Source organism: Pseudomonas sp. 05T35 (assembly GCF_056396605.1).
In genome coordinates this window covers 1-16000 of the sequence record NZ_JBFTLU010000168.1, presented here as the reverse complement: position 1 = coordinate 16000, position 16000 = coordinate 1, and the positions used below count along the sequence as shown (strand labels likewise).

The window sequence follows — 16000 nt, the reverse complement described above, 5'->3', positions numbered from 1 at the left end:
GTCAAAGGCAAGGGCGATTTCAAGTTTTCCGTAAAAATGAAAACGGACAGTGGTTCAGCCTGCCGGGCAACGGTCGTGATGTATCCCTCCAATCAGAGCAAACAACTTGATCTACACGGCGACATGGACTGGACTGAAAAGGAACTTCACTTCTCTGCTCCAACTGACACTGTGCATATGGAGGTCGAGTTGCTGGCAAACGATGGTGCAAGCGGCTTCTTCGGGTCGCGTTTTGATAATGTGGGGCTCGAACAGCGCTGAACAACGCTGTGGCTTGACGGCGGTCCGTCAATTCTCCTGACGGACCTGTTCGAACTCGCAACTTCTTTTAGTCTTTATGTCTTTGTGAGTGAACGGGGCATGAACAGTTCTCACGCTCCGATTTTGTTGAATACGTACTTGCCTCCAACGTTTTCTGTGCAAAGGAGTAGTCCGTGAATCCGAAAACCTCTCCCATTTCCCTGGCGCCGCAATACCGCCGGGCATTGAGGACTTATCGCCCGGTCGTCCTGTATTTCGGTCATCCGCACTGTTACGCCTGTGGGTTCGCCGGGCCGATATTTCTGGCGGCGGCCGAGGCCTATAAAGATCGCGCCGAGTTCTACATGTTGAATACCGCCGAGTGCCCACGCCACCCCAAGGTCAGCGGTACCCCCACCGTGTTGTGCTATTGCAACGGGAAACTGCTGAAGAAGCTCAAAGGTTTTGATAGTGCAGAGACTTTGAACAACGTGTTTATCGCTCTCTTCGGCAAGGCCCGCGTTAAACCTGCCATACGTAAATCGCAACGTGACCTGCCATGGTTACGGCAAACCCTTGGCTCTTTACACACCGTTCCACGGGCGCATCAGTTGCTCTCTCATCGAGTCGCGAAGACATCGATACTCTCGCTGCCAACCACTGCCAACGAGTACACACATCAGAACTGAACACCTCAACTGTGCTCTGGGCGCTGATCCTCGACCCGTTGTACATCGACAAACGCACGCGCCAGTACCGGGCAGCGATGAGCAAATAACCGGATGGCTTATGCAAGCCTCGTCGGAGCTGCCTGCGGCCGCTCTGCAAGTGAGGGTCAGCGAAACAGGCGGGGCCAGTGCCAACGAACGGGTCGAGGACGCTTGAACCGCTCCCAGAGCATCCAGCCCATGCTCAACAGCATCAGCGGCACATGCCCCTGCTCTGCCAGCATCGGCAATAACATCAGCGCCCAGCACGAGCCGACGCACCAGCCTGCGCTGGCCACACCATAGACCAGACAATCCTTGATAAACCCCCAGCCGAACGCCGAAATCCTTGGCTGGTGATGACAGCGGTTCAGGTACCGTTGTTTGAGCGGCGACGCCTGCCACACCAGGCACACGGCCAAAGTAACGACAAACGCCATCGCCTGCGAAACCCCAAACATCACCCGAGCCGCGACTACCAAGGTCATGAGCAGCAGACCGGCTAGCGTCCAGACGCTGGTGAAACCCAGCACAAACAACACCACTGCTTGCCAGCGCTTCCTCAGCAAACTGCGTTGCCACACATACGTCAGCGGATGGACCAGCAGCAAAGGGGTCATCGCCAGCAACATCGATAGCCATGAAACCACCAACTGGCGAGGAGGATTGAAYAGCAACGCCTGTTCAATCCCCTGCCAGCCCGCGGCATAAGCAAGGGGCACGAAGGCTCCGCAGAATGCCGGGATAGACAGCATCTGCACCGAGCCGAGGAACAGCCCCCAACCTGCCAGGCTGATCAGGATCAGCCATGGCAGGAAGCCTCGGGTCACGACCTGGATGAGGTATGACCCCATCTTCAATCGCCTTGCCGATAGACACTCACGCGACCGACCGTGATGTTGTCCTCGGCCTGAACATCGGTCACCGGCACAAAGCGCACTTTCAGTTGCGCCAGATCCTGGCCGCTGGCACTGAGCTTGTCGAAGACATCAGTGATCTCCAGCACATGGCTCACGCCCTTGCCACCATGCAGGCTGTCCGGATTGCTGGCCTTGCGCACGCCGAACAGCGAGATCGACCCGACGCACTGGTCGGGCAGCGCCGACGAAGACCCTTCGGTCGGCAGACTGACGTACACGTCGAAGGTCGCCGCGTCATTGTTTCCGCGGATGTTTTCCAGGTTGAGGTACACCCGGTCCAGGGAATGCTCCGCAACCGTGGGGGCAAAGGCCCGGGATTTCAGGTTGCCCATCAGCTTGCCCGAGGTGCTCTGGTCGAGTTGCAACGGCGTCTCGACTGTAGCGCCGGTCAAGGCGATGGCTTTGTCATTGGCGCCGAGCAGTTCGGCGGGTGATTGGGCGCTCATGGATTTTTCCTTCACGGCTGCRGCACCAAGAGGCTCGGGGCTTGCGCCCAGGGTTTCCAAGCGTTGTTGAAATGCCCGGGTACCGTGCAGCGGGTCGGACGTATCCTCATAACTATAATCCAGCTTCGGTGCCCGGGTATCGAGCATGTCAGACACCTTGAACGGCCACGGCTGGCCGCTGACCGTCGGTACCACGAAGCCGCGACCCGGGGTCGGCGGGCCATTGAGCCACGCACTGGTAACCGGGTTGCGGTTCTGCCGGTCGCGCTGCAGCCACACGTCCCAGAGCCGGTCGATGTTGGCGTGATGCAGCCAGAATATCGGGTCCAGGGCGGCGGTATCCGGATCGATCATCAACCCTGGCACCCGGCTGCCCTGTTGCTGGCCACCCACGGCGACGTGCACGTAGTTGTGCGGTTGCGACTCGAGCCGACCGCTGACCTGGCCATAGTGCTCGAACACCGTGACCGGGCCACCGAAGCCCGGAGAGCCACCGCCGGAACCGCCGGCGAAGTCATGATCGGTGAGGGCCGGGCGCAGATTGATCCGCTGCGCGTTGAGTACCACCACCCCGTTGCCGGTCGGGCCAAACCGGCGAGCCACAAACAAGGGATTCTGCTCACCGTTGGGCAAGGCGGTCGCGGCGAAGCAGGCCGGGAGGTTCAGCGTCTGCTGGTTCTCGTTGTAGTTCCAGTACGGCAGGGCCCAATCACTTGGCCCTCCGAGACTGACGATAGCCTTGCGGACGATCTGTTCGAATGAAGCAAGATAGCCGCGGTGCCACGGCAAAAAGTACCAGCTCTGGTGCTGACACTGGTTCCAGTAGGTGTCCTGATCGGCCTGGGACGGTAGCTGCTCACCCCGTCGCAGATAACCGGCGCTTTGCCAAAGGGGAATATCAATACCGTGAATCGCCGCCAGAAACCGCCAACTGGTGCGGTCAGTGATCGGTCGTTGTTGAAGGACTCCGACGCCACGCGCATACCACAACAAGGTATCGCTCCAGCCAGAACCCAGCTTCCATACATCACGCCGTACATGTGCCAKGGTAGTTCTCCCTGAAAAACCGCGTGAATGAGGAGCGCACTCCTCAACAAGCAACGGTAGATCAGGTGCCGCACAGCCCCTGTGAAAGCAGACCGGCGGCATGACCTTCACGGCCAGGCAGAATCGGCGGTCATTTACCGCCCGGAAAAACGCAACCGCGAGAGCATTCGCAGGTCGCCATCCAGGTAATAGGCGTTGGTCCAACTGTCATCCACCGCCAGGGGCGGAACCTGCTTGAGGTCCTCTTGCCTGGCGGCATAACGGAAGCGGTAATGCTCGTAGAAGCGCAGCAATTCCAGTCCGTAACGGTCGGCCAGATCGGTGTCGCCGCGAATGATCAGGAAGTTTTCGTCGTTGCCTTCACTGGCGTTGATGCTCAGGTTGTGACTGCCGCTGATGATCACCGGCGCGTCGGTGGTGAAGTCGACGACGATGGCTTTGAGGTGCACCAACAGATCGCCCTTCTGGCCTTTCATGCTTTCCTTGAGCCAGCCTTCGATACCGGTGTTGAGCAACGCGGTGGCGGCGAAATCGGCCGTGCGGTCGGCGTGATAGCCGGTGATGCGGCTGGCAGTGTTTTGCAGGCCATAGCGCAGCACATCGTCGTGGGGCTGGCCGAGCAAGGCATTGAGGATTTCGTCCGGCAGCGCGAACGCGGTGACAAACAGAACGTCCTTCTTCGCCGCATTGATGATCTGGACGAATTGCTGCAGATCGGCCTGGCCGGTACGCGGTGAGAAACCGACAAACAACGGCTGCGACGGGTCCATCGGGTTGTTCTTGGTCAACCAGGTACGCGTAGCTCCCACATCGGTCGGCGCAGCCCAGATCTGCTCGAACACTTGCAGGTAATGGATGGACACCGTGGAATTGTCCAGCACATGCACCACGTTGGCCTGGCGATAGACGCCGTTGTCGGTGAAATTGGTACTGCCGCACAGCACCGATTGAGGCCGATATTCACCACCATCGATCTTGCTCAGCACGATGAATTTGTCGTGGAAGATTGCGTGAGTCACCCGCCCCCGTTTGCTCTCGGCGGGAAGCTTCGCCAGGCTCTCCTCATTCATGGTGGTGTCGGCATCACCGGGCTTGGCGTGATACAGCACCCGAACCTTGGCACCCCGCTCAAACGCCGCGTTGACCGCATCGATAATGGTCGGCAGTTGATACTCGTAAATCGCGATGTCCAGCGCCCACTGGCCATCCACGGCGCGCTCGATGAAACCGGTGATCTGCTCCAGCAAGCCGTTCTCCAGCCATTGCCGTGGTGCGGCGGGCCAGTCGTCGAGGGACAGGTTCTTGTTGGCGCTCAGCTGTGCATCGAGCTCGGGGAACTTGCGGGAGAAGGCCTGGCTGGCCGCCACCGCACGATTGAAAATGACATGCTGGCCCGCCGGCAGGCCATTGTCGGTGGTGACCGTCACCGCCAGGGCCTCGCCCAATTGCGGCGCATCCGGCGTGCCATAGGCCAGATGCACCCGGTAGTTGATCGTCACGCCCGGATTGACCGCGTAATCAGCCCAGCGAAATTTCTGCAACGGTGCGCTGTCGCTGGGCGTCGCGTTGTACTGGGGAAAGGTGTGCGCCTTGCCGGGGAAGGTCAGGCTGTTGAACAGAAACTCCCAGGGCCCGCTGCCCTGCTGTTTTTCGATGGCAAAACCTAGCAGGCCTTTGCGTCGCGGCTCGACCAGGTCCATGGCGAGCAGTACGCCGTTGGTACCGGCATAGGCTTTGACGCGGAAATCGTCCTGACTGTTAGCGGCTAGAACACGCATGATCCACTCCTGTGATGAGCTGAATCCACAGCATAGGTGCTGTGGGTAATTCGGCAGATTAAAGCGTGTCGATATGTCGATAGTCTGCGTTCAATTCGTGCGCCAGGGCCTTCGACCGCCCCAATCGAATCGGCCCGCGCTCTATGTCTACCAGCAACGCCGGGCAATTGAGTGCCACCTGCATTGGCATGGCTTTTAGGCGGCCATCGGTCAGCAGCAACACGCGTTGTTGCTCTGCCGGAAAACGCTTTTGCCGCAACGCCAGCCAATGCGTCGCTTCATCCAGCGCGGCGAACAACGGCGTGCCTCCGCCCGCACCGAGTGCATCGAGCCAGTCGCGCAGGCTGGCCGAGGCTTTCAGGCCTTGCACTTGCCACTTCGGCGCAGCGCCACTGGCGGTCAATAGCGCCAGCCGCGCACGCTGGCGATAGGCGTCATCGAACAGTTGCGCCAGCAGGCCTTTGGCGTCACTCAGCGCCTGATGACGCCGGGTCGAGGCCGAGGCATCGACAATCACCAGCCACAGCTCGTGGGGGGAACGACTGCGCAGATGGAACAGCAGATCTTCGCGCTGACGCGGACGGCCGTTGAGCAGCGTGCCGGGCCAATTGACCGAGCCGTTTTGGCTGGCTTGACGCTGACCTTGCCTGCCGTTTTTCAGGTGTCCTGCACGGGGTTTGGCATTCGCCCCCGCGTCAGATCGAGGGCGAATGCCTAGGGCTTTTTTGGCCAGCTCGGCACTTCACGGCGGGCGCCGGTGGGCAATGCCTGAGCGGGCATTTCACCCCACTGGCCCTGGCCTTCGCCGGGGTTCGGTTGTTGGGCGGCGGACGCGTCTGGCGCGGGGTTCTGGCGCGGCGCAGACGGCGGCGTGTCGCGACGACGATGGCGCAGGGCAAACTCGGCTACAGCATCGATGTCTTCCTCGCCGATCGCCCCGGCCCCACGCCACGCCGCATGGGCGCGGGCGGCACGCAGCCAGACCAGGTCGGCACGCAAGCCGTCGACCCCGGCGGCAAAACAACGCTCGGTGATCTGCGCCAGTGCCTGATCATCCAGAGGAATGCTCGCCAGTGCTGCACGCGCACCTTGGCAGCGTTCACGCAATGCCTGCTGCCGAGTTTCCCAGTCGGCGCAAAAAGCCTGGGGGTCGCTGTCGAAATCCAGCCGGCGACGGATGATCTGACCGCGCTCAAGCGGCACCGTGTGACCGCTGAGGGCGACGTTCAGACCGAAACGGTCGAGCAGTTGCGGACGCAGCTCGCCCTCTTCCGGGTTCATGGTGCCGATCAATACAAAGCGCGCCGAATGCCGATGGGAAATGCCGTCGCGTTCGATCAGGTTGGTGCCGCTGGCAGCGACGTCGAGAAGCAAATCCACCAGATGATCGGGCAGCAGATTCACTTCATCGACGTACAGCACGCCGCCGTCAGCCTTGGCCAACACACCGGGGGAAAACTGCGCACGGCCTTCACCCAGCGCGGCGTCCAGGTCGAGGGTGCCGACCAGTCGCTCTTCAGTCGCGCCCAACGGCAAGGTGACGAACTGCCCGCTGGCGAGCAGGTCCGCCAGGCCACGGGCCAACGTCGACTTGGCCATGCCCCGCGGGCCTTCGATCAGCACGCCGCCGATTTTCGGGTCGATGGCCGTCAGGCACAGCGCCAGTTTCAGAGCATCGGCGCCGACCACGGCGGACAGCGGAAAATGCGGGGTGTCGGTCATTGTCTGGTCTCGATCATGGTCGGTCATTACTAGGGATAAACACCAATGTCTGTCAGTTAAAAAGCACAACCTGTGGGAGCGAGCTTGCTCGCGATAGCGGCGTTACATTCAACATCAATGTTGACTGACCCATCGCTATCGCGAGCAATCGAGCGTCGAMCGGCTGCTCCCACATTAGACTTGAGTCGCTGCTGATCTAGCTGTCTTCTTCTATATCCAACAACAAGTTCTCCAACGCCTCCCGATACTCGCCCGGCTCCTGCCACATCCCGCGTTGCTGGGCTTCGAGCAGGCGTTCGGTCATGTCGCGCAAGGCGTGGGGATTATGCTGCTGGACGAACTCGCGGGTCGACGGGTCAAGCAAATAGGCGTCGGCCAGCAAGGCGTACTGGTGATCGTCGATCAGCTGTGTAGTGGCGTCGAAGGCGAACAGGTTATCGAGGGTACGGATCTTCGGCAAATCCGGCTGACTGTGGTCGCCATGGTAGCTCGCCGCCGCTTCGCCACTGAGGCTTTCGACAGCCGCAAGCATGCCGCCCTGGAACTGGTAATAGTCGTTGGAATCGAGCAAGTCGTGCTCGCGATTGTCCTGGTTTTGCAGCACCGCCTGAACCTGGCTCAAGCGCTGGGCGAACTGTTCGCGAGCCGCCGTACCCTCATCCGAACCGCCATAAGCGTAGCCGCCCCAGTTCAAGTAGACCTCGGCCAGATCCTCGCGGCTCTGCCACAAACGTCCATCAATGGCGCCCTGTACGCCCGCGCCATAAGCACCGGGCTTGGCGCCGAAAATCCGCCAGCCGGCCTGTCGTGCGGCGGCGTCTTCGTCCAGACCGGACTGGATCAGCGCTTCACGTTCGCCGCGAACCTTGGCCGCCAACGGGTTCATGTCGTCTGGCTCATCCAGCGCGGCAACCGCTTGCACGGCGGCATCGAACAACCGAATCAGGTTGGCGAAGGCATCGCGGAAGAACCCCGAGACGCGCAACGTCACATCCACGCGCGGCCGGTCGAGCAGGCTCAGTGGCAGTATTTCAAAGTCATCGACCCGCTGACTGCCCGTGGCCCAGACCGGGCGCACGCCCATCAGCGCCATGGCTTGGGCGATATCATCGCCGCCGGTACGCATGGTCGCCGTGCCCCAGACCGACAAACCCAACTGGCGCAAATGATCGCCGTGGTCCTGCAGGTGCCGTTCAAGAATCAGGTTCGCCGAGTGGAAACCAATGCGCCAGGCGGTGGTGGTCGGCWGGTTGCGCACGTCCACCGAGTAAAAGTTGCGCCCGGTCGGCAGCACATCGAGGCGTCCGCGACTCGGTGCGCCGCTGGGCCCTGCCGGAACAAAACGACCGCTGAGCGCATCCAGCAAGCCGCGCATTTCTGCCGGGCCGCAGGCGTCCAGTCGCGGCGCGACCACCTCACACAGGTTGTCGATGATTGCTTTCACGTCAGACCAGCCTGCCTCCTGTGGGAGCGAGCCTGCTCGCGAAAGCGCCGGGGCAATCGATATCAATGTTGAATGATCGACCGCTTCGCGAGCAGGCTCGCTCCCACAGGGACCGGGTTTGACTTGATGAGACGGGTTTTGTAGCTCGAACTCGGTATTCACCGTCTGCGAGATCAGTTGAGTGGCGAACAATTCCAGCCGTTCGCGAGTGTCGCCAGCAGTGCGCCACGCCTCAGCACTGAGCGTCAGCAACTCAGCCGGCTTCGGACCCGACCAAGGATCGGACAACACACAATCCAGTGGATCAAAGCCCAGCGCGAACGCCTTGGCCAAGGCCCGCAACAGGCTCGATTGCGCGCCACGACCGTCACCGCGCGGAATCCGCAGCAACGCCAGCAAGGTGTCGATGCGCAGACGCCCGCTTGGCGATTCGCCGAATACGTGCAGGCCATCGCGGATCTGTGACTCTTTCAAATCACACAAATAGGTATCGAGACGCGGCAACCAGATCGCGGCATCGGCGTCGCTGTCGAGCTTCTCGTCCAACTGCAACTCGCGGTCGATATGGGTTTCACGCACCAGATTGAGGATGTCGCGCTGCAACTCGCGAGCCCGTCGTGGGTCGAGCAATTGGGCTTCGTAATACTCGTCGGCCAACAGTTCCAGATTGCGCAACGGGCCGTAGGTTTCGGCGCGGGTCAGTGGCGGCATCAGGTGGTCGATGATCACCGCCTGCGTTCGACGCTTGGCCTGCGCGCCCTCACCCGGATCATTGACGATAAACGGGTAAATGTTCGGCAGCGGCCCGAGCAACGCGTCCGGCCAGCAGCTTTCGGACAGGCCAACGCCCTTGCCCGGCAACCATTCGAGGTTACCGTGCTTGCCGACGTGAATCACCGCGTGGGCGCCGTAGGCCTGACGCAACCAGAAGTAGAACGCCAGGTAACCGTGGGGCGGCACCAGGTCCGGGTCGTGATAGACCGCGCTCGGATCAACCTGATAACCGCGTGCCGGCTGAATGCCGACAAAGGTCAGGCCAAACCTGAGCCCTGCGACCATCATTCGTCCACTGCGGAACATCGGGTCGTTTTCAGGCGATCCCCAACGTTCCAGCACCGCTGCACGGTTGGCTTCGGGCAAGGCGTTGAACATCGAATAATAGTCGGCCAGTGCCAGGCTTTGCTGGCACGGGCGCAGGTCGATGCTCTCCAGGTCATTGCTGACCCCGCCGAGCAATTGCTGAATCAATGCGGTGCCGCTTTCCGGCAAATCGGAAGGCAACGGATAACCTTCTGCGTGCAGCGCCCGCAGGATATTCAGCGCCGCGGCCGGCGTGTCGAGGCCAACGCCGTTGCCAATCCGCCCGTCGCGGGTCGGGTAGTTGGCGAGGATCAGCGCAATGCGTTTTTCAGCATGAGGCACCCGCGCCAGCTCGACCCAGCGCCGCGCCAGTTCAGCGACAAAATCCATGCGTTCGGGTTGTGGTCGATAACAGACCACGTCGGACTGGCTGCGCTCACTGCGCCAGGCCAGGTCCTTGAAACTGATCGGGCGGCTGATGATCCGTCCATCGAGCTCCGGCAAGGCGATGTGCATCGCCAGATCCCGTGGGCCGAGCCCTTGCTCACTGGCGCGCCAACCCGGCTCGTTGTCCTGGGCGCAGATTGCCTGGATCACCGGGATATTGCGCCGGAAGGGTCGCAGGTGCGGGGCTTCGGGGCTCGATTGAGCAAACCCGGTGGTGTTGAGAATCACCGAGGCCTGCGCCTCATCCAGCCAGTCCTCGACCACCGTCAGGCAGCCGGGCTCTTTCAAACTGGCCAGCGCTATCGGCAGCGGGTTCAGCCCCGCCGCCTGCAAGCGCTGGCAGAAAACATCGATGAAAGCGGTGTTCGCCGCCTGCAAGTGCGAACGGTAAAACAGCACCGCCGCCACCGGCTGATCAAGCTGCCAGTCGGCTTGCCAATCGCCCAGCGTCGCGTTGCTTTTGTATGGGTGGTAAATCGCGGTACGCGGCAAGGTCTGCGGTTCGGACCAGTGGTAATCGCGGCCCAGCCAACGACTGGCCAGGCAGCGATACAAATCCAGCGCATTGCCCATGCCGCCCTGACGCAAAAAATGCCAAAGCCGCTCGCGGTCTTCGACAGGCACGGTACTGAGGTCGCTGAGCTCCGGGTCAGGACGGTCATCGCCCGGCACCAGAATCAGTTGCACTCCGCGTTGCGACAGCTCCACCAGACGCTCGATGCCGTAGCGCCAATAAGCGATCCCGCCGTGCAGCGAGATCAGAATCACCTTGGCGTGGCGCAGCACTTCGTCGACGTACAAGTCGACCGAGGCGTGATTCTGCACCTGCATCGGGTTGGCCAGGCGCAGGCTCGGGTAATCCTCGGGCAACTGCTGCGCCGCTTCGGCGAGCAGCGCCAGGCTGGAGTCGCCGCTGCACAGAATCACCAGCTCGGCGGGGGTTTGGCCAAGGTCGGCAATGTTGTCATCCGAGACGAAACCGCCGGGCTGGGTCCTGAGCAGGTGCATGGATTAAACGCTGAGCGCAGCGCGCAATTGCGCTTCGAGCAAGGCGGCGTCGAGTTGCTGGCCGATCAGCACCAGACGGGTGCTGCGCGCTTCGTCTGCGCCCCACTGACGATCGAAATGCTTGTCGAAACGCGTACCCACGCCCTGGATCAGCAAGCGCATCGGCTTGCTCGGGATTGCGGCGAAACCCTTGACCCGCAGGATGCCGTGCTGGACCACCAATTGGGTCAGGGCGTCGAGCAACAGGCTTTCGTCGGCTTGCGGCAGTTCAATGGAAATCGAATCGAAGGCGTCGTGATCGTGATCATCGTGGTCGTCGCCATCGTGGTGATGGTCGTGGTGGCTGTGGCGGCTGTCGATGTGTTCTTCAGAGCCGGCGCCCAGGCCGATCAGCACGTCCAGCGGCAAACGACCGCTGCTGGCTTCGATGATCTTCACCGCTGGCGGCAGTTCTTCGGCGACTTCCAGGCGCACTTTGGCCAGATCTGCCGGGCTGATCAGGTCGGCCTTGTTGAGAATCACCAGGTCGGCGCTGGCCAGTTGGTCGGCGAACAGCTCGTGCAGCGGCGATTCGTGGTCCAGGTTCGGGTCGAGTTTGCGCTGGGCATCGACCTGATCCGGGAACGCAGCGAAAGTACCAGCGGCCACAGCCGGGCTGTCGACCACGGTGATCACCGCATCCACGGTGCAGGCGCTACGGATTTCCGGCCACTGGAAGGCCTGGACCAACGGTTTTGGCAGGGCCAGGCCGGAGGTTTCGATGAGGATGTGGTCGAGATCGCCGCGACGGGCAACCAGTTCGCGCATCACCGGGAAGAACTCTTCCTGAACAGTGCAGCACAGGCAGCCGTTGGCCAGCTCATACACGCGACCGTTGGCTTCCTCCTCGGTGCAGCCGATGGAACATTGCTTGAGGATTTCGCCGTCGATGCCCAGCTCGCCGAACTCGTTGACGATCACCGCGATACGCCGGCCCTGGGCGTTATCGAGCATGTGTCGCAGCAAGGTGGTTTTGCCCGAACCGAGGAAACCGGTGACGATGGTGACGGGAAGTTTGGCCAGTGTTTTCATCGGATGCCCTTTGGCAAGGTGGCGGGCATACGGGACGACAACCGACGGCGCTTGAGCGCGCGGAAGAATTCGCCACCGGATCACCCCGCCCGGTTGTAGTGAGAATCTGTATCGAGGCAGGTCTCCTGGCTGACGGTGGGCCAGTCTTTCGACTGGCGGTTCCTGCACCTTCCCGCGCCTGAAAACAAAAGAGCGCAGTGGCATGGCAGAAACGAAACCGTTCACAGTTGCGGGGGCAGCCGCGGCATCGACCGCGTTCCCTTCTTAGCTTCGGTGCACGCACCGAAGAACCTCGAAAGCGCAAGGCTACGCATCGCATCGGGGCGGGTCAATGTTCGCCTGAGTTGTGCGTCGGCTGTGATGACGCCATCGCGAGCAGGCTCGCTCCCACAGTTGACCGCGTTCCAATGTGGGAGCGAGCCCGCTCGCGATGGCAGCACCTCGGTCTCGCGTTGAGAACGCTTGCCAATTGACGCCCTGCCCTCGCCCATGCTCTCCTACACGCCTTGTTACGGGTGCCCTTCACAGGGTGAAACGGGAAACCGGTGAATCATGTGCTTTACTCAAAAGCCATGTCAGTCCGGTGCTGCCCCCGCAACGGTAAGCGAGCGAAGAATCAGATCCACTGTGCCAGCAGTTCGGCATGGGAAGGCGATTCTTGCAGGTTCGGCGAATGCCAGCCCCTCGTGAGCCCGGAGACCGGCCCGCAACACATCAATAACAAACCCGCGGTGGGCGGGCGCTGTTTCAGCCTCTGCGTGCCCGGCTCGCGGGGGGTTGCATGCGCTCGCTTCACCCACTGACTGACCAGAGGGAAGCGCCATGTCGATCATCAGCAGCACTCGCCACGTCACCGCCAGCACCACCTCCACCCTGAGCCAACGCCTCGTTGCCGCTATCGGCGCATCGATCCTGGGCGCATGTCTTGTATATTTCGCCGGCTTCTCGCACATCGACGCGGTGCACAACGCCGCCCACGATACCCGTCACAGTTCTGCTTTCCCGTGCCACTGAGACCTGCCGAGATGATCAAGCGTATTGCGCAAACCGCAGGTTTCACCGGTTTGTTGGCCGCCCTGCTGCTGACCCTGCTGCAAAGCTTCTGGGTCGCGCCGCTGATTCTTCAGGCGGAAACCTACGAAAAAGCCCCGGCGGCTGAAGTCCATGAACATGCCGAAGGCGCGATGGCCGGCCACACCCATGATGCGCAAGCCTGGGAACCGGAAGACGGCTGGCAGCGTGTGCTGTCGACCGCCGGCGGAAATCTGGTGGTCGCCGTTGGCTTTGCACTGATGCTCGCCGGGCTCTACACCCTGCGCGCCCCGACTCGCACCGCTCAAGGCCTGCTCTGGGGGTTGGCCGGTTACGCGACCTTCGTCCTCGCACCGACCCTGGGTCTGCCGCCGGAATTGCCGGGGACTGCCGCCGCAGACCTGGCACAACGGCAGATCTGGTGGATCAGCACCGCAGCGTCCACCGCAGTCGGTATCGCGCTGATCGTGTTCGCCCGGCATTGGCTGCTGAAAGTGCTCGGTGTCGCCATTCTGGCCGTGCCGCACATCATCGGCGCACCGCAGCCTGAAGTGCATTCGATGCTGGCCCCCGAAGCCCTCGAAGCGCAATTCAAAGTCGCCTCGCAGCTGACCAACGCCGCGTTCTGGCTGGCCATGGGCCTGATCAGCGCCTGGTTGTTCCGCCGCAAAAGCGATGGTCAATACCACGCATGAGTGAAACGGGCGCAGCGCCGACCCTGGTGGTCGGCCTAGGCTGCCAGCGCGGCTGCCCAGCCAGCACGCTGCGCACGTTGCTCGATCAGGCGTTGCAGGCTCATCACATCGATCTACAGGCGATCAAGGCCTTGGCCAGCATCGATCTGAAACGTGATGAGCCCGGTCTGATCGAGTTGGCCCGGCAACTGTCACTGCCACTGATCTGCTTCAGCAGCGAACAACTTTCCAGCTATAAACCGCAACTCAGCCATCGCTCGCAAATCGCTTTCGAGCGCACCGGCTGCTACGGCATAGCGGAAAGTGCCGCGCTGGCCCTCGCCGAACAACTGGCGCAGGCACCGGTAAAATTGCTGATCCCGCGACAAAAATATGCCCAGGCGACGTTTGCGTTGGCCGGCGCCGCCTAAAATCCTCGATAATCCCCGCCTTCGATCATGAGCAATCTTCATCTGAAGCCTTGCTTTGACATTTTTCACAGGAGCCGGCCATGACCGTCTACTTCATTGGCGCAGGTCCCGGCGACCCGGAACTGATCACGGTCAAGGGCCAGCGACTGATTCGCAGCTGCCCGGTGATCATCTACGCCGGCTCGCTGGTGCCTGAAGCCGTATTGGCAGGCCATCAGGCCGAACAGGTGGTCAACAGCGCCGAATTGCACCTGGAACAGATCATCGAACTGATCAGAGTCGCCCACGACAAAGGCCAGGATGTAGCACGCGTGCATTCCGGCGATCCGAGCCTGTATGGGGCAATCGGCGAGCAGATTCGTTACCTGCGCGAGCTGAACATTCCGTTTGAAATCATCCCTGGCGTCACCGCCACTGCTGCGTGTGCAGCGTTGTTGGGGGCCGAGCTAACGCTGCCGGACATCTCGCAAAGCGTCATCCTGACCCGCTACGCCGACAAGACCGCGATGCCGCCGGGCGAAGAATTCAGCAGCCTGGCCCGGCATGGCGCGACCATGGCGATTCATCTGGGGGTCAATCACCTGGAGAAAATCGTCGCTGAACTGCTGCCGCATTACGGCGCGGACTGCCCGATTGCGGTGGTGCATCGGGCCAGTTGGCCGGATCAGGATTGGGTGGTGGGGACGCTGACAGACATCGCCGAAAAGGTTCAGGCCAAGGGATTCCGACGTACGGCGCTGATTCTGGTGGGTCGGGTGTTGGGCAGTGACACCTTTGGCGAGTCGTCGCTGTACCGTGCGGGGCATGCACATTTGTACAGGCCTTAGGCCCCCATCGCGAGCAGGCTCGCTCCCACAGGGGATACTCGGTCAAATGTGGGAGCGAGCCTGCTCGCGATGGCGTCAGTGAATTTCACCCATAAAAAAACGGCGCTCACGGGCGCCGTTTTTTCATGTCGCAGCGAACACCTTAGTAGTAGGCGTTTTCTTTCTGCGTGTGGTCGGTCACGTCACGGACACCCTTGAGCTCGGGAATACGCTCAAGCAGCGTGCGCTCGATGCCTTCCTTCAGGGTCACGTCAGCCTGGCCGCAGCCCTGGCAGCCGCCACCGAACTTCAGCACGGCGATGCCGTCTTCAACCACATCGATCAGGCTGACCTGACCGCCGTGGCTGGCCAGACCCGGGTTGATTTCGGTTTGCAGGTAATAGTTGATGCGCTCGTTGACCGGGCTGTCAGCGTTGACCATCGGTACTTTGGCGTTTGGCGCCTTGATGGTCAGTTGGCCGCCCATGCGGTCAGTGGCGTAGTCGACCACCGCATCGTCCAGGAATGCTTCGCTGAACGAATCGATGTAAGCGGTGAAGCTTTTGAGCCCCAGCGCTGTATCTTCAGGTTTTTCTTCGCCCGGCTTGCAATAGGCAATGCAGGTTTCGGCGTATTGAGTGCCAGGCTGGGTGATAAAGACCCGAATGCCGATCCCCGGGGTGTTCTGCTTGGAGAGCAGATCAGCCAGATAATCGTGGGCGGCGTCGGTAATAGTAATGGCGGTCATGGAAGTTCCTCGCAGGCTTGGGCGCAGTTTACGCCAATCATCGCGCCGGACAAAGTCCCAGTATTTTTGTCGGGAAAGATCCAGTCGCCGCCAGGGCGACCGGCCGCTCGATCACAGGTTTTCATAGCGATTCATGTCCAGTACGCCCTCTTCCACCGGATCGGTTTCGTGGATATAGCGGCTCAAATCGTGGAAATACTGCCAGAACTGCGGGTGACTGCGACGAATCCCCCAGTGCTCGACGATTTTCTCGAAGCCCTGGGCATCCTTGGCGTTCTCCATCTCAGTGACAAATGCCGGCACTTGTTCAGCGGGAATGTTGAACATGAAGTTCGGGTAGCTGCTGAGCACACCGGGATAAATGGTCAAGGTGTCCAGCCCCGGTTGATAGCGCAACGC

At 61.2% G+C, this 16000-nt stretch carries 14 protein-coding genes, 1 pseudogene and 2 riboswitches; of the genes and pseudogenes, 6 read left to right on the top strand and 9 right to left on the bottom strand.

Annotated features, from left to right (window positions below):
• Nucleotides 1-261 (top strand): annotated as a pseudogene (locus AC1DH9_RS14690) (hypothetical protein); the annotation flags it as partial.
• A 173-nt stretch (nt 262-434) separates the two neighbouring features.
• Complete coding sequence (locus AC1DH9_RS14685; RefSeq protein WP_427536619.1) at nt 435-929, top strand: thioredoxin family protein; 495 nt, start codon at nt 435-437, stop codon at nt 927-929.
• Nucleotides 930-1075: 146 nt separating this feature from the next.
• Here AC1DH9_RS14685 and AC1DH9_RS14680 read toward each other — a convergent pair whose 3' ends face one another.
• The 7 genes from AC1DH9_RS14680 to cobW form a co-directional block, all read right to left on the bottom strand.
• Nucleotides 1076-1801 carry a copper chaperone gene (locus AC1DH9_RS14680; protein ID WP_427536617.1) on the bottom strand — a complete coding sequence of 242 codons (726 nt, stop codon included), beginning with the start codon at nt 1799-1801 and terminating at the stop codon, nt 1076-1078.
• Between the two features lie 2 nt (nt 1802-1803).
• A complete protein-coding gene (locus tag AC1DH9_RS14675) occupies nt 1804-3306 on the bottom strand; it encodes a tyrosinase family protein (RefSeq protein WP_477808343.1) in 1503 nt (500 codons plus the stop codon).
• Between the two features lie 188 nt (nt 3307-3494).
• On the bottom strand, nt 3495-5138 hold the full coding sequence (locus AC1DH9_RS14670; protein WP_427536613.1) for a phospholipase D-like domain-containing protein: 1644 nt from the start codon (nt 5136-5138) through the stop codon (nt 3495-3497).
• A gap of 58 nt (nt 5139-5196) precedes the next feature.
• Nucleotides 5197-5799 carry a vWA domain-containing protein gene (locus AC1DH9_RS14665; protein ID WP_427536647.1) on the bottom strand — a complete coding sequence of 201 codons (603 nt, stop codon included), beginning with the start codon at nt 5797-5799 and terminating at the stop codon, nt 5197-5199.
• Nucleotides 5800-5852: 53 nt separating this feature from the next.
• A complete protein-coding gene (locus AC1DH9_RS14660; protein WP_427536611.1) occupies nt 5853-6860 on the bottom strand; it encodes a magnesium chelatase ATPase subunit I in 1008 nt (335 codons plus the stop codon).
• A 196-nt stretch (nt 6861-7056) separates the two neighbouring features.
• Nucleotides 7057-10839, bottom strand: a complete 3783-nt coding sequence (gene cobN, locus AC1DH9_RS14655; protein WP_477808342.1) for a cobaltochelatase subunit CobN — start codon at nt 10837-10839, stop codon at nt 7057-7059.
• Nucleotides 10840-10842: 3 nt separating this feature from the next.
• Complete coding sequence (gene cobW / locus AC1DH9_RS14650; protein ID WP_123583833.1) at nt 10843-11910, bottom strand: cobalamin biosynthesis protein CobW; 1068 nt, start codon at nt 11908-11910, stop codon at nt 10843-10845.
• Between the two features lie 98 nt (nt 11911-12008).
• A riboswitch (cobalamin riboswitch) is annotated at nt 12009-12220 on the bottom strand.
• A gap of 186 nt (nt 12221-12406) precedes the next feature.
• Nucleotides 12407-12632: riboswitch (cobalamin riboswitch) on the top strand.
• Between the two features lie 100 nt (nt 12633-12732).
• Between cobW and AC1DH9_RS14645 the strand changes: the two genes are divergently transcribed.
• From AC1DH9_RS14645 to cobM, 4 genes are all read left to right on the top strand, one after another.
• On the top strand, nt 12733-12924 hold the full coding sequence (locus tag AC1DH9_RS14645) for a CbtB domain-containing protein (RefSeq protein ID WP_054596789.1): 192 nt from the start codon (nt 12733-12735) through the stop codon (nt 12922-12924).
• A gap of 11 nt (nt 12925-12935) precedes the next feature.
• Complete coding sequence (locus AC1DH9_RS14640) at nt 12936-13637, top strand: CbtA family protein (RefSeq protein WP_427536607.1); 702 nt, start codon at nt 12936-12938, stop codon at nt 13635-13637.
• Nucleotides 13634-14047 carry a cobalamin biosynthesis protein gene (locus AC1DH9_RS14635; RefSeq protein ID WP_427536605.1) on the top strand — a complete coding sequence of 138 codons (414 nt, stop codon included), beginning with the start codon at nt 13634-13636 and terminating at the stop codon, nt 14045-14047. The genes AC1DH9_RS14640 and AC1DH9_RS14635 overlap by 4 nt, the downstream gene beginning before the upstream one ends.
• 80 nt (nt 14048-14127) lie before the next feature.
• Entirely contained in the window at nt 14128-14874 is a 747-nt protein-coding gene (cobM, locus tag AC1DH9_RS14630) for a precorrin-4 C(11)-methyltransferase (RefSeq protein WP_427536603.1), read from the top strand.
• A 142-nt stretch (nt 14875-15016) separates the two neighbouring features.
• On the opposite strand, the gene nfuA is transcribed toward cobM, so the two are convergent.
• Nucleotides 15017-15601, bottom strand: a complete 585-nt coding sequence (nfuA, locus tag AC1DH9_RS14625; protein WP_007946504.1) for a Fe-S biogenesis protein NfuA — start codon at nt 15599-15601, stop codon at nt 15017-15019.
• 111 nt (nt 15602-15712) lie between these two features.
• On the bottom strand, nt 15713-16000 hold a 288-nt coding region (locus AC1DH9_RS14620), incomplete at its 5' end, for a fatty acid cis/trans isomerase (RefSeq protein ID WP_477808341.1).

Bases quoted from the DNA above. Each gene is read 5' to 3' on its own strand.
- AC1DH9_RS14670 (WP_427536613.1), bottom strand. From the start codon at position 5,138: ATGCGTGTTCTAGCCGCTAACAGTCAGGACGATTTCCGCGTCAAAGCC.
- AC1DH9_RS14660 (WP_427536611.1), bottom strand. From the start codon at position 6,860: ATGACCGACACCCCGCATTTTCCGCTGTCCGCCGTGGTCGGCGCCGAT.
- cobW (WP_123583833.1), bottom strand. From the start codon at position 11,910: ATGAAAACACTGGCCAAACTTCCCGTCACCATCGTCACCGGTTTCCTC.
- AC1DH9_RS14645 (WP_054596789.1), top strand. From the start codon at position 12,733: ATGTCGATCATCAGCAGCACTCGCCACGTCACCGCCAGCACCACCTCC.
- AC1DH9_RS14640 (WP_427536607.1), top strand. From the start codon at position 12,936: ATGATCAAGCGTATTGCGCAAACCGCAGGTTTCACCGGTTTGTTGGCC.
- AC1DH9_RS14635 (WP_427536605.1), top strand. From the start codon at position 13,634: ATGAGTGAAACGGGCGCAGCGCCGACCCTGGTGGTCGGCCTAGGCTGC.
- cobM (WP_427536603.1), top strand. From the start codon at position 14,128: ATGACCGTCTACTTCATTGGCGCAGGTCCCGGCGACCCGGAACTGATC.
- nfuA (WP_007946504.1), bottom strand. From the start codon at position 15,601: ATGACCGCCATTACTATTACCGACGCCGCCCACGATTATCTGGCTGAT.